The organism is Pseudomonas sp. OST1909, from assembly GCF_015277575.1.
Classification (GTDB): Bacteria; Pseudomonadota; Gammaproteobacteria; order Pseudomonadales; family Pseudomonadaceae; genus Aquipseudomonas; species Aquipseudomonas synxantha_A.
The window spans coordinates 4,521,306-4,535,428 of sequence record NZ_CP063780.1 but is presented as its reverse complement, the minus strand read 5'-3'; the positions used below and the strand labels follow the sequence as shown (position 1 = coordinate 4,535,428).

The 14,123-nt window shown below is 60.9% G+C and carries 8 protein-coding genes; 3 read left to right on the top strand and 5 right to left on the bottom strand.

Annotated elements, in window-relative coordinates:
• Positions 1-576 precede the first annotated feature (576 nt).
• Both IH404_RS19580 and csrA read left to right on the top strand, forming a co-directional pair.
• Positions 577-1,392 (top strand): SDR family oxidoreductase, encoded by an 816-nt coding sequence (locus IH404_RS19580; RefSeq protein ID WP_194438833.1) that lies wholly within the window; start codon positions 577-579, stop codon positions 1,390-1,392.
• Positions 1,393-1,519: 127 nt separating this feature from the next.
• On the top strand, positions 1,520-1,723 hold the full coding sequence (gene csrA, locus IH404_RS19575) for a carbon storage regulator CsrA (RefSeq protein ID WP_005789902.1): 204 nt from the start codon (positions 1,520-1,522) through the stop codon (positions 1,721-1,723).
• A gap of 9 nt (positions 1,724-1,732) precedes the next feature.
• Here the strand turns inward: csrA and IH404_RS19570 are convergent, their stop codons facing one another.
• The 5 genes from IH404_RS19570 to mnmC form a co-directional block, all read right to left on the bottom strand.
• Positions 1,733-1,960 carry a YheU family protein gene (locus tag IH404_RS19570; RefSeq protein WP_194438832.1) on the bottom strand — a complete coding sequence of 76 codons (228 nt, stop codon included), beginning with the start codon at positions 1,958-1,960 and terminating at the stop codon, positions 1,733-1,735.
• Between the two features lie 75 nt (positions 1,961-2,035).
• Positions 2,036-3,220: an osmoprotectant NAGGN system M42 family peptidase gene (locus IH404_RS19565; protein ID WP_005789901.1), complete on the bottom strand. Its 1,185-nt coding sequence runs from the start codon at positions 3,218-3,220 to the stop codon at positions 2,036-2,038.
• A 164-nt stretch (positions 3,221-3,384) separates the two neighbouring features.
• Entirely contained in the window at positions 3,385-5,130 is a 1,746-nt protein-coding gene (gene ngg, locus IH404_RS19560; RefSeq protein WP_005789900.1) for an N-acetylglutaminylglutamine synthetase, read from the bottom strand.
• Between the two features lie 3 nt (positions 5,131-5,133).
• On the bottom strand, positions 5,134-6,906 hold the full coding sequence (locus IH404_RS19555; protein ID WP_194438831.1) for an N-acetylglutaminylglutamine amidotransferase: 1,773 nt from the start codon (positions 6,904-6,906) through the stop codon (positions 5,134-5,136).
• 140 nt (positions 6,907-7,046) lie between these two features.
• Positions 7,047-9,041, bottom strand: a complete 1,995-nt coding sequence (gene mnmC / locus IH404_RS19550; RefSeq protein ID WP_194438830.1) for a bifunctional tRNA (5-methylaminomethyl-2-thiouridine)(34)-methyltransferase MnmD/FAD-dependent 5-carboxymethylaminomethyl-2-thiouridine(34) oxidoreductase MnmC — start codon at positions 9,039-9,041, stop codon at positions 7,047-7,049.
• A 212-nt stretch (positions 9,042-9,253) separates the two neighbouring features.
• Here mnmC and IH404_RS19545 point away from each other — a divergent pair, with 212 nt between their 5' ends.
• A complete protein-coding gene (locus tag IH404_RS19545; protein ID WP_194438829.1) occupies positions 9,254-14,089 on the top strand; it encodes an NEL-type E3 ubiquitin ligase domain-containing protein in 4,836 nt (1,611 codons plus the stop codon).
• The last annotated feature ends 34 nt before the right edge of the window (positions 14,090-14,123 follow it).

Below are 14,123 nucleotides of genomic sequence, written 5' to 3'. Positions count from 1 at the left end.
CTGTGCAAAAACCGGCTGTTTGACCGTTATCTCGTCCATGTGCATCGGGACGTCTTAACCATTGGGACTCATGTACTTCGCAGAAAATTCATTGTTTTTCTAAAACATTTTGATTAGTTGCTTATTTCTTTTAACGCGTGCGCAACTTGAACTAATCAGTTGAAAAAAATTGAACTTGGGCTATACGCACACCTGCAACCCAGCCCAGGGTTTGCCTAGGGGGCGTTCTCAATTAGTTTCCCCGTCGCGCCGGGTCTGCTGTTGTGCAGGGCAAGGCGCGAGAAGCGTGGTTTGGTCATTCCAAATAAGCTTCGAGCAACGCAGCCCTGCACAACAGCAGGCCCGGCCCTTCGGGTTGTGCCTTAAAGCGGGCCAGCCTGCGTTGCAGGCCTTGGAAAGGGAACAACCATTCCCTGCGGCCTGCGCCTTGCCTGGCCCGCTTTAAGGCGACAACGCGGCGGGGAAACTAATTGAGAACGCCCCCTAGGCATTCATCAATCTGATGGTGCGTGGGTGCGGGAAAAACCTTCGCTACACTGCCGGTCACTTCTTCGGTAAACCACAAGGCTACTTCCTATGCAAAACCGCATGATGATCACTGGCGCCGGGTCCGGCCTGGGACGTGAAATCGCTCTGCGCTGGGCCCGTGAGGGCTGGCAGTTGGCGTTGTCGGATGTCAGTGAGCCCGGTTTGCAGGAGACCCTCAAACTTGTGCGCGAGGCGGGGGGGGAAGGGTTTATCCAGCGCTGCGACGTGCGCGACTACAGCCAGCTCACCGCGTTTGCCCAGGCGTGCGAGGTCAAGCTGGGCGGCATTGATGTGATCGTCAACAACGCAGGCGTGGCCTCGGGTGGGTTCTTCGCCGAACTGTCCCTGGAGGACTGGGACTGGCAGATCGCAATTAACCTGATGGGCGTGGTCAAGGGCTGCAAGGCGTTCCTGCCGCTGTTGGAGAAGAGCAAGGGCCGGATCATCAACATCGCGTCGATGGCTGCATTGATGCAGGGGCCGGCCATGAGCAACTACAACGTGGCCAAGGCCGGCGTAGTGGCGTTGTCGGAAAGCCTGCTGGTCGAGCTCAAGCAGCAGGAAGTGGGCGTGCACGTGGTGTGCCCATCGTTTTTCCAGACCAACCTGCTCGACTCCTTCCGTGGGCCGACCCCGGCCATGAAGGCGCAGGTGGGCAAGTTGCTTGAAAGTTCACCTATTTCGGCGACCGATATCGCCGATTACATCTACCAGCGCGTGGCCGCGGGCGAGTTCATGATCCTGCCCCATGAGCAAGGGCGCATGGCCTGGGCACTGAAGCAGAAAAACCCGCAGTTGCTGTATGACGAGATGACGCTGATGGCCGACAAGATGCGCGCCAAGGCGCAGGCCGTTAAGGGCTGATTTGGATGGAGTCTGTCAGGCAAATTACCTACCTGTGTAGGTAATACCTGATTTTCCAGCAAGCCATTGCCGGTCCATTTCCAAGGGCGCATGGTCCAGGTCCTGCTATTTGAAAAGGACACACGCCATGCTGGTCTTAAGCCGCACCATAGGCGAAGCCATCGCTATTGGCGATGACATCACCGTCTATATTCTCGAAGTGAACGGCACCCACGTGAAATTCGGTATCGAAGCCCCCGTGGGTGTCAATGTGCACCGTGCCGAGGTTTATCAGAAGATCCGCGAACGCCAGGGGCCCGTCACGCACCCCGTGTCGGTACCCAATCCTTAGGCGGGGTTTTCAGTCGAACAGATGCTTGGGCACATCGTGCTTGAGCATCAGTTGGCATTGCTCGCTCTCGGCGTCGAAGACGATCAGCGCCTGGCCCTTGGTCAGTGCCTGGCGTACGCGCAGCACGCGGGTTTCCAGCGGCGTGTCGTCGCCATTGTCGGTGCCGTCGCGGGTGACGAAGTCTTCGATGAGGCGGGTCAGGGTGTCGACTTCAAGTGCATCGTAGGGAATCAGCATACAAGCCTCAGGTGTCAGGTCCCGGCGATGCTACTGCGCCGGGACCTATGTTGCCAGTAGCAGCTGTCGCCAGCGTCAGGACTTGTTTCCGACCAGGCTGTCCACCGACGGCACGCGGGTGTCGCTCTCCATTTGCGTTTCATGCTCGATCTGATGACTGAACCGATCCAGGGAGCCCTGGGCCGGTTGCGCATCGCTGGCAAAGACCGGCGGGCTGAGGATATAGGCGCCCAGCAAGCGACTCAGGGCGGCCAGGCTGTCGATATGGGTACGCTCGTAGCCGTGGGTGGCATCGCAACCGAAGGCCAGCAGGGCGGTGCGAATGTCATGGCCGGCGGTAACCGCTGAGTGCGCATCGCTGAAGTAATAGCGGAACAGATCACGGCGCACCGGCAGGTCGTTATCGGCGGCCAGGCGCAGCAAGTGCCGCGACAGGTGATAGTCGTACGGCCCGCCGGAATCCTGCATCGCCACGCTCACCGCGTGTTCGCTGGAGTGCTGGCCCGGGGCGACCGGGGCGATGTCGATGCCGACAAACTCGCTGACATCCCAGGGCAGGGCGGCCGCTGCGCCACTGCCGGTTTCCTCGGTGATGGTGAACAGCGGGTGGCAGTCGATCAGCAGCGGTTCGCCACTGTCGACGATTGCCTTGAGCGCGGCGAGCAGGGCGGCGACCCCAGCTTTGTCGTCCAGGTGGCGGGCGCTGATATGCCCGCTTTCGGTGAACTCCGGCAGTGGGTCGAACGCTACATAGTCACCGACGCTGATGCCCAGGGAGTCACAGTCGGCACGAGTGGCGCAGTAGGCGTCCAGGCGCAGTTCCACATGGTCCCAGCTCACCGGCATTTCATCCACGGCAGTGTTGAACGCGTGCCCGGACGCCATCAACGGCAATACGCTGCCGCGGATGACACCGTTATCGGTGAACAGGCTGACCCGGCTGCCTTCGGCAAAGCGGCTCGACCAGCAGCCCACCGGTGCCAGGGTCAGGCGGCCGTTGTCCTTGATCGCTCGCACGGCGGCGCCGATGGTGTCCAGGTGCGCAGAGACGGCACGGTCAGGGCTGTTTTTCTGGCCCTTGAGGGTGGCGCGAATAGTGCCGCGCCGGGTCATTTCAAACGGGATGCCAAGTTCTTCCAGGCGTTCGGCGACGTAGCGCACGATGGTGTCGGTAAATCCGGTGGGGCTGGGAATGGCGAGCATCTCCAGCAGCACTTTTTGCAGGTAGGCGAGATCGGGTTCTGGGATGGTTCTGGTCATGGAAACTCCTGATGAGTTGAGGGCATCGATGGTTTCGATGAAGGGGCTGGAGCGTCGTCGCCTGGGCCGGCCTCATCGCGGGCAAGCCCGGCTCCCACATTGGAATGCAGTCACTGTGGGAGCCGGGCTTGCCCGCGATAGCGCCGGAACAGGCGATACATCGTTCAAGCCGTCGGCTGACTGTGTGGGAACAACAAATCCACAAACTTCTCTGCAGTTGGTTGCGGTTCATGGTTGGCCAGCCCGGCTCGTTCATTGGCTTCGATAAATACGTACTCCGGCTGGTCGGCCGCCGGTACCATCAGGTCCAGGCCGACCATGGGAATATCCAGGGCGCGGGCGGCGCGCACGGCGGCGTCCACCAGCGTCGGGTGCAGGATGGCGGTGACGTCTTCCAGACAACCGCCGGTATGCAGGTTGGCGGTGCGCCGCACGGCCAGGGTCTGGCCCCGGGGCAGGATGCTGTCGTAGTCGTAGCCGGCGGCCTTCAGCGTGCGCTCGGTCTCGCCGTCCAGGGGGATCTTGCTTTCGCCATCGGTGGCGGCCTGACGACGTCGGCTTTGCGCTTGGATCAATGCACGAATCGAATGCTGACCGTCGCCGATCACTTCGGCGGGGCGGCGAATCGCGGCGGCGACGACGTCGAAACCGATCACCAGGATGCGCAGGTCCAGGCCCTCGTGAAAGCTTTCGAGCAGTACGCGGCTGTCGAACTGGCGTGCCGTTTCGATGGCTTGCTGCACCTCCTCGATCGTTCGCAGGTCCACCGCCACGCCCTGGCCTTGTTCGCCATCCAACGGCTTGACCACCACGCGCTGGTGCTCGTCCAGAAACTCGAGGTTGTCGTCGGCACTGCCTGCCAACTGTTGCGCAGGCAACTTCAGGCCAGCGGCCTTGAGCACCTTGTGGGTCAGGCTCTTGTCCTGGCACAGGGTCATGCTGATGGCGCTGGTCAAATCGCTCAGCGACTCGCGGCACCGCACACGGCGCCCGCCGTGGCTGAGGGTGAACAGCCCGGCATCGGCGTCATCCACCTGCACATCGATACCGCGCCGATGGGCTTCTTCGACAATGATTCGCGCATACGGATTGAACCCCGCCTGCGGCCCCGGACCGAGAAACAGCGGCTGGTTGATGCCGTTCTTGTGCTTGATCGCAAAGGTGGTCAGTGCGCGAAAACCCAGCTTGGCGTAAAGGCTCTTGGCCTGGCGGTTATCGTGCAGCACCGACAGGTCCAGGTAGCTCAAGCCACGGCTCATGAAGTGTTCCACCAGGTGGCGCACCAGCACTTCACCGACGCCTGGGCGGGTGCACTGTGGGTCTACCGCCAGGCACCACAGGCTGCAACCGTTTTCCGGGTCGTGAAAGGCTTTCTGATGGTTGAGGCCCATCACGCTGCCGATCACGGCGCCGCTGTCTTCGTCTTCCGCCAGCCAATACACTGGGCCGCCTTGATGGCGCGGTGTGAGGCGTTCGACGTCGACGGGCAACATGCCGCGGCCCTGATACAGCAAGTTGACGGCGTGCCAGTCGGCTTCGCTCTGTACCCGACGGATCCGAAAACCGCGAAACACTCGGGTGGCGGGGCGGTAGTCACTGAACCACAGGCGCAAGGTGTCTGACGGGTCGAGGAATAACTGCTGCGGGTCGATACCGAGGATTTGCTGGGGCGCGGCCACATACAGGGCGATATCGCGTTCGCCGGGCTGTTCGTTGAGCAGCTCCAGGGCGAGGCTGGCAGGGTCGGGAAACGTATGCCCGATCAACAAGCGCCCCCAACCGCAATGCACGGCAATCGGTTCGGGGCCTTGCGGGCTGCCGTCTTCGGCAAGACGGGCCTGCAGGCGCTCGTAGGTCGGCGCCTGGCCTTTGATCAAGCGTTGGCTATACGCCGCGGCGTTAGGTTTCATGGATCAGATTCCTTGTTCGCTGAGCCACAGGTTCAGCGCCGCCAGTTGCCACAGCTTGGAACCGCGCAATGGGGTCAGTTGACCCTGAGGGTCCGTCAGCAGGCGATCGAGCATGGCCGGGTTGAACAGGCCACGATCCTGGCTCGGGTCCAGCAGCAGCTCGCGTACCCAGTTCAGGGTGTCGCCTTGTAAATGCTTGAGGCCGGGGACCGGGAAGTAGCCTTTTTTACGGTCGATGACTTCGCTGGGGATCACCCGGCGCGCGGCCTCTTTGAGCACCTGTTTGCCGCCATCGGGCAGTTTGAACTTGCCCGGTACGCGGGCCGAGAGTTCTACCAGGCGGTAGTCGAGGAACGGTGTCCGGGCTTCCAGGCCCCAGGCCATGGTCATGTTGTCGACGCGTTTGACCGGGTCGTCCACCAGCATCACCGTGCTGTCCAGGCGCAGGGCCTTGTCCACGGCGGCGTCCGCGCCCGGCATGGCAAAATGTTCGCGCACAAAGTCGCCGGCAGCGTCGTTGGCGGTCAACCATTTCGGTGCGACGGTGGCTGCGTAGTCGTCGTAGCTGCGGTCGAAGAAGGCATCGCGATAGGCCGCATAGGGATCGCTGGCGCCATCGACCTGCGGGTACCAGTGGTAGCCTGCGAACAATTCGTCAGCACCCTGGCCGCTCTGTACAACCTTGCAATGCTTGGCCACTTCACGCGATAGCAGGTAGAACGCGATGCAGTCATGGCTGACCATCGGCTCGCTCATGGCGCGGAACGCCGCCGGCAGTTGCTCGATGATCTCGCTTTCGGCGATGCGCAGTTGGTGGTGGCGAGTGCCGTAATGCTTGGCGATCAGGTCCGAGTACTGGAATTCGTCGCCGCGCTCGCCACCGGCGTCTTCAAAACCGATGGAGAACGTGGACAGGTCCTGCACACCGACTTCACGCAGCAGGCCGACGAGCATGCTCGAGTCGACGCCACCGGAGAGCAGCACGCCCACATCCACGGCGGCGCGTTGGCGGATGGCCACGGCTTCGCGGGTGCTGTCGAGCACGCGGTCGGTCCAGTCTTGCAGGGTCAGGTGTTTTTCATCCTCATGGGGCCCGTAGGGCAGGGTCCACCAGGTTTTCTGTTCGGTCTTGCCGCTTGCGTCGATGCGCATCCAGCTGGCGGGCGGCAGCTTTTCAATGCCCGCCAACAGCGTGCGCGGTGCGGGGACCACGGCGTGGAAATTCAGGTAGTGGTTCAACGCAACCGGATCGAGGATCGGGTTGATATCACCGCCCTTGAGTAGTGCCGGCAAGGCTGAAGCAAAGCGCAGGCGCTGGCCGGTGCGCGACAGGTACAAAGGTTTTACGCCCAAGCGGTCACGGGCGATGAACAGACGTTGGGCGTCACGTTCCCAGATGGCGAAGGCAAACATGCCGTTGAGCTTGGGCAGCAGTGCTTCGCCCCAGGCGTGGTAGCCCTTGAGCAGCACCTCGGTATCACCGCCGGAATAGAAGGCGTAGCCCAAGGCTTCCAGCTCTTCTCGTAGTTCCGGGAAGTTATAGATCGCGCCATTGAACGCCAGGGACAACCCCAGTTGGGCGTCAACCATCGGCTGTGCGGAGCCATCCGACAGGTCCATGATTTTCAGGCGGCGGTGGCCCAGGGCAATCGGCCCTTGGGCGTGGAAGCCCCATGCGTCGGGGCCACGGGGGGCGAGGTGATGGGTGATGCGTTCTACGGCTGCCAGGTCGGCAGGTTGATGATCAAAGCGTAACTCGCCAGCTAATCCACACATAAGTTCCTTACCGGTTTTTCCGTTGGGGAGGGGTCAATACTCAATACGCCAAACGGCGCGTACCCAGAAACTGACCCAGTGCTATGCGTGGAGTTTTAGACCGATAAGTTATAAGGCAGATGGCCGCCTAGCCATCAATCCTACTCTTTACGGGCTGCGGCCTGGCCTCGAACCAGAGCGCGCAGGGTAAACCGGTTGGGGTGGCAGGCCGCGGCCACGCTTGCCGGTACCGGCAGCGGTTCGTCATTCAGCCAGGCGGCCAGGAGTTCGCCGCACAGTGGTGCAGTGATCAGGCCGCGGGAGCCATGGCCACTGTTAAGGTACAGTCCGGGCAGCCAGGGGCACGGCGTATCCGGTACTTGCCGGGCGTCTTTGCCTAGCACGGCATAAGCCTGCTGGAACGCTTCACGGTCGGCCAGCGGCCCGACGATCGGCAGGTAATCGGGGCTGGTGCACCGAAACGCGGCACGCCCTTCCAACTGTTCGGCCGCCAGGCGGTCGGCGCCCAAGCGCTGCAGCAGGTCTGTGGAGATCTCGCGCAGCATCTCCAGGTTGCCGCTATGTTCAGCGAGCGTGGGTGTGAGGTCTTGGTTGTTGAAGTCAAAACTGGCGCCCAGGGTATGTTCACCAAGGCGGGCTGGTGCGACGTAACCCTCGGCACAGACCACAGTAGCAAGGGCCTCACTGGCCGGGGTTTGTGCGAGCCGGGTGATCTGCCCGCGAATGCGCTTGAGCGGCATGTCTGCGCTCAAGGGGAAACGCTTGATCTCGGCCGCCCCGGCGAGCACCACCACGCTGGCGCTGGCCAGCACGCGATCGCCTGCGCGGGCGTGCCACTGGTCGTCTCGCCGGTCCAGCTCAAGCGCCTCATGGTGGCTGAGCACCTCAATCAGCGGATGCGTCGCCTGCCACTGGCACAGTGCGGGTGGATGTACCCAGCCGCCCTCGGGGAAAAACAGGCCGCCGTGGGCCAGTTGGATTCCAGCCTGTTGTTGCGCCTGCTCGCGGTCGAGCAGGTGCAGCAGGCTCGGTGCGAAGGCGTCGGCGAGTTGGGCCTGGCGCTGGCCTTCCTTGGCGTCGAACGCCAGTTGCAACACACCACAGCCATCCCAATCCACGCCACGGTGCAAGTGCTCCAGCAGGCGGCGGGTGTGGCCGAAACCGCTGAGTATCAGTTGGGACAATGCGGTGCCATGGGCCGACAGCTTGAGGTACAGCACGCCCTGAGGGTTGCCCGAGGCTTCCTGCGCCAGGCCGGCGTGGCGTTCCAGCAAGCTGACGCGCCAACCGCGGGCGGCCAGGCTGGCAGCCGTTGCGCAACCGGCCAGGCCACCGCCAATAACCATGGCGTGGCGTTTACCGTCGATGGCTGGGGGGCGAGCGAACCACGGTTTGCTTTTGGCGGGCGGCGGCGTCTCGTCGGGCCAGCCGAGAAACTCGCCGCGCAGGATCTCCCACTTATGCCCGATGCCCGGCGTGCGCTTCATCTTGAAGCCCGCGGCGTTGATCAGGCGCCGTACCCAACCGGTGCTGGTGAAGGTGCTGATGGTCGAGCCCGGTGCCGCCAGGCGCGCCAGTTCGGCAAACAGTTCGGCGGTCCACATGTCCGGGTTTTTTGCCGGGGCAAAACCGTCGAGAAACCAGGCGTCGATCTGTGCATCCAGTTGCGGCAATTGCTCCAGGGCGTCGCCGATCAACAGGGTCAGGACCACGCGGCCGTTATCCAGCACCAGGCGTTGGAAGCCTTGGTGAATGGCGATGTATTGCGCCAAGAGTTGTTCGGCCAAAGGTTGCAGTTCAGGCCAGAGGGCGAGGGCGCGTTGCAGGTCGGCATGACTCAGCGGATATTTTTCTACGCTGACAAAATGCAGGCGCGCGCCGGCCGGTGCGTATTGCTCAAACAATTGCCAGGCGCAGAGAAAATTCAAACCCGTGCCGAAGCCGGTTTCGCCGATCACCAGTCGCCCGCCCGCTGGCAAGCCAGCAAAGCGCTCCTGCAAGCGGTTCTGCTCCAGGAACACATAGCGGGTTTCTTCAAGGCCCGACTGGTCGGAGAAGTACACGTCGTCGAACACCCGCGAATGCGGGCGACCTTGGTCATCCCAGTCGAGCTGGGCGTGGGTGATGGGGGTCATGGGCGGCTCATAGACATACAGCAGGCAAAGACAAGGCGGCCATTCTAGCCGATCGCGGCGCGCAGGGCCGATTCCAGGTGGTAGCCCCATAGGTTTTGCATGGAAATAGCTGCTGCGTCCGGCCTTCAATCCATCAACTATCAGCGTTAATTCTGTGCAAGTTGCTGCGGTATCGTAATGGCTTGATTTATAGGCAATAAAGGACATTGCTGATGCGCCCACAGGACGATTTGAACAGCAAACTGAACCAATTGACCCAGCGGCAACTGCAGTCCGCCTTACTGGAAATGACGGGTGATTTGGACAAGGCCCAGGTGTTGCAAAAGCAACTGCCGGGCTGGATGGTCAACGCACCGCCTGGCGTGTTGGACGCACTGACCAGGGATGCCGCACGGGTTGCAGATGCCCAGGCAGTTGTCGCCGAGCAATTGAAGCCTTTGCAAGCACTGGATGAATTTTGCAGTGAGCGGCTCAAGGCTTACTGTCAGACCCGATGGCAACTGACCGTGGAGCCGAAAAAAGATCTTTTGGTGCGTGCTGTAAACGAGTACGAGAAAGAAGTCTTGCCATTGAAATATGTGAAAACGGTGAGGCTGGTGCAGGACAGTTTGCTGCATGTGGCGATGCAGAATTTTTCCGAGGATGAAGTGCGAGCGCAGCACTTTCCGACGGGCTCGCTGCTGCGCTTGGGGGCTGCCGCTCGCGGGGCCATTGGCATAACCCCCCTGGAGTTTGCCCAGGGGTGCCGTGCCCTGGATCTGGGTGGCCTGTATCAGCAGCACATCAGCGAAGTATTCAAGCTGGGGAGTGATCAGCCCAACCTCAATAATGTCGCAACCGATATCGGCCAGATGAAAACCCTGGATATAAAAATCGACGCCCACATTGCCCTGATGCGCGCAGATATTTCCCAAGGTGTCTACGAGGTGTTGTGCAAATTGCTGGACCGCAAGCTGACAGCGTCTCAGGCTCAGGCGGCAGGGATTTTGTTTGAATGGCGCCCCGTCACATGGCAATGGCTGAATGTACAGGGCAGTTGCCTGTGGAGCATCCTGGTGTTCTCCGGCCGCTCGGTTGCGCAATACCCGCAAGAACCCTGTGTGGTGTACATGCCCAATGAGCCGGAGCGGCCATTGTTCGAGTATTCCTCGTTTGATGACTTTCAGGTCTACCTCAAGGGCAAGCTTGAAGTGCCGGCTTATCGTAGTTTCTTTACCCGGTACCTGAGCCAGGATGACCGGGTTGGCTTCTTCAGCCATTTCGCTCAATCCCGTACCTTGGGGGCGCTGGAGGCAAATCCCATTACGGTTAGCCTGGCGGGGCATTTTTTCGCAACTTACGCCGCCAAACTGCAAGCCGACGCGCGGACCCTGGCGGTACCGGTGGCCGACGTGGATGAGGTGGCCCGCGAGCAGCGCTTGCAAGCGTACCTGGATGCCGGTTTGACAGTGCTCAACCTCGCCGGGTTTGTTGTGCCGGAGTTGGGACTATTGATGACTGGCGTGGCGGTGGGCCAGATGCTCGGCGAGCTGTATGAGGGCATTGAGGACTGGCGCCGTGGCGATAAAGAAGAGGCGTTCAAGCAGTTGGCAGCGGTAGCGCAAAACATCACCTCGATGGTGCTGTTCGCGGCGGGGAGCAAGGTTGTCGGTTCTGCGATGAAACGCAGCGGTCTCAACCTGGATAACTTTTTTCGCCAGTTTGAAGTGGTACGCCCCACAGATGGCAATCTGCGGCTGTGGCGGGCAAATGTCACGCCGTACTTCCATGATCAGCGTCTTGTCGACGACGAGGTTGCGGACGCTACGGGAATTTACAAAGTCGGAGGGCATTCATACGTCAAGGTCAATGATTGCGTACATCGGGTTGCGTTTGACTCGAAACTGGATCGATGGCGGGCCAGTCACCCGCTGCGGCAGACGGCTTATCGCCCGCTGTTGCTGCACAACGGCGAAGGACGCTGGCGATTTGCGTTCGAAACGCCCGACGAATGGGAGGATCAGGAGTATCTCTTTTCACGCCTGAACCCGGCAGGCCCAGGTGCTTCGCTGCATCCCAGGAAACTTGTGCAGATCAAGGCCATTATGGATATGCCCCATGAATGGGGCGTCTATCAGGCCGAAGAGTGCCTGCCCCTTCCCGCACGTTTTCGTGATTTGTATGAGCGTTTCAAGCTGGACCAGTCCATTCGTGATCTGATCTGGCAGTTGGAAAGCGGTGCCTCCCCCAGTGCAGAAAACTTGACCTTGCAGATGCATGCCCTGCCCTTGTTGGACGGGTGGCCGGTGGGGCGCTATTTTGAGGTGCTGGATGCACAGGGCAGCGTCAAGGCGCGTTACCCCACCGGTGGGCCGTTTGACAATGTAGGCCTGCGTTTGACGCTCACTGAGCAGATGCTTCGTGAGGGCAAAGTGTTTGATGTGCTGTTGGCCGAGCTGGACGAGGCACAAAAAATCGGCCTGCTTGGAGAGGGGGTTGCTGCTGATCAGGAGCGCGGCGTATTGGAGCGTCAGTTGCTCGCACACCTCAAGGCTGACTGCAGGCCGTTGTTCGAGCAGTTGTATCAGGCCCATGACGGACCTGTACCGCCCGAATGGGCGTTGCTCAGGCGTACCTATCCGCAGCTGCCCTGTACGCTGATGCGCGAATTGATGGCCCAGACCTCAACGGTGCAGCGCGAGACCCTGCGCGATAATCAACGTATCCCCATGGCATTGGCCGAGTCAGTCCAGCGTGCCCTCGGGGAGCAACGCCTGGACCGCGCGCTGATGGGGTTTGAGCAGCCTGAGCTGGCCAGCCTTGATACGGCGTGTGTGGCGGTTCGGTCGATGCCGCATCTGGCAGGGTGGGGCAGGGAGGTGCGGCTTGAGTTGCGCCAGGGGTCGCCACAGGGCGACTTGTTGGCCCTGGGCGCGCGCAATGGCGCCGGTGTGCGACGAATCGTGGTCAGCTCGGACGCAGGGTTTGCAACGTTCGACGACAACGGCCTGAGTCTAGGTGGGCCTTACTCCGGACCTGACGGCTTGTTTCAGGCGATTGACTGCGCGCTGAACGACAGCCAGCGCGTAGCAATGGGGTTGCCGCTCAACGAGGCCAACAATCTCTGGCGCCTGCGCTACATGAGCGCTTCCCAGGCCAAGGGGGAACGGGAGCTGGCCGCTGAGGCTTTTTCCAGCAGGGGCAGCGAACCGGTGCTGGACGCGATGTCCTGTGAAATGGCTGATTCGCCGACGGGGCCATTGGCGCACCCTCCCGCGTTAGTGCGCAAGGTGAAGCGTCTGTACCCCATGTTCAGCGATGCACAAGTGTCTTCGCTGCTGATGGCCTTGGGTGCTGACCATCTTGCCCGAGCCAGGGCGGTAAAGCGCTTGAAGGCAGAGCTCACTCGTCTGCGAGCGCTGCTCAAACACTGGAAGACCGATATCCAGGGCATGGAAAAACAGCCGGGCCTGAGTGACATTCGTACCAGCCGCGAGCAGGTGGCTGAGCGCATTGAAGCCTGTTGGCGGCGTCAAAGCTCTGCTCTGGATGAACATCAGATGTCGGTTCCCAGTTTGAACCTGGACGGAATGCGCGTCGGATCGTTGCCGACGCTGCCTGCCGACATTCGTTTCGACCATGTCCGTCAGGTGTCACTCAAGAATATGCGATTGGGCGATGACGTCGCGTATTTCCTCAAGTGTTTCAAAGGCATTCGGCATCTGGCGCTGGGTCGTAACCGCCTGACCCGCTTGCCGGAAATATTCTCGCGGATGCTCGACCTCGAAAGCTTGTCGATGCCCCATAACCGTCTTGCACTGACCGAGTATACCCAGCTGAAACTGGCTGATCTGAATACGCTGCGCCTGCTGGACCTGAGCCATAACCCACTGGATAAGCTGGTGGATGTCAGCAGCATGCGTGACTTGCAGACCCTCTTGCTGCGCGACAGCAAAATCGTCGATCTGCCGCCAGGTCTCGCAGGGTTGGCCCACCTGGAGCAGGTGGATTTGCGCGATAACCTGATCACGGTATTGCCCGATTGGTTGTTCAGGGTGCCGCGTATTTTCAGCCAATCGATTGACGTGGGTGGCAATCCGTTATCCGAGACGACAGTAGAGGCACTCGAGCGTTACCGCGCCGAAGTCGGTATTGGCATGGGGTATGTAGGCGACGATCAGCCCCGTATGACCGAACTGAAGGCCAGGGCACGGTGGTTGCCGGACGAGGTGTCCGCCCGCGATGCCAACAAGCGTAACGTCTGGGCCAACCTGCGGGACGATCCGGAATCGACAGAGTTGTTCCTGTTGCTGGCTGAATTGACCAGTACTGCTGACAGTCGCCGTGTGCGCGAGGATATGACGCAACGTGTCTGGGACGTATTGCAGGCGACCCATGACAATGTCGGGCTGCGCGAGCAGGTCTTCCAACTGGCAGCCCATCCGACTGGTTGTGAGGATGGGGCGGCGCAGATGTTCAGCCAGATTGAGGTTCTCAAGGAAGTCGAGAAGGCAACGCTGCAGGCGGGTCGTGCACAGAGCAACTCCGGGGCGCTGTTGAACTTGAGTCGAGGTTTGTTTCGCCTCAGCGAGCTGGAGAAAATTGCGGCGACATATGCGGTTGAAAAAGCCTCCTCGGATCCGCTGGAAATCAACCTGGCATTTCGGGTCGGGTTGGCCAAGGACCTGCAACTGCCGGGGCAGCCCGAACATATGGTCTATGACTCGTTTTTCGAGGTGCCCAGCAGCGATTTGGCGATGGCGCAAGCCCAGGTGCGAACAGCTGAGCTGTCGCCCGCCTTCTTGCGTTTTATTACCCAGTTGACGTTCTGGAAAACCCATCTCAAACACCAGTTTCCTGCTGAGTTCCTATCGGTGACTGAGCCCTTCGATACGCAGCAGCAAACACTCTTTGAGAATCGCCAGGACCTTACCGACGGGGAGTATTTCAAACAAATGGAAGCCCTGCGCGCACCGCGACGGCAGGCAATAACCGCAGTGATGGAGCGCTTGACCCAGCAGATGTTGAAGCATCAGGACCTGGGCATTTGCCATGTGCCTGGGCATTAACCATCGGCGCGGTGATTGATCCACGGCAAGCCGA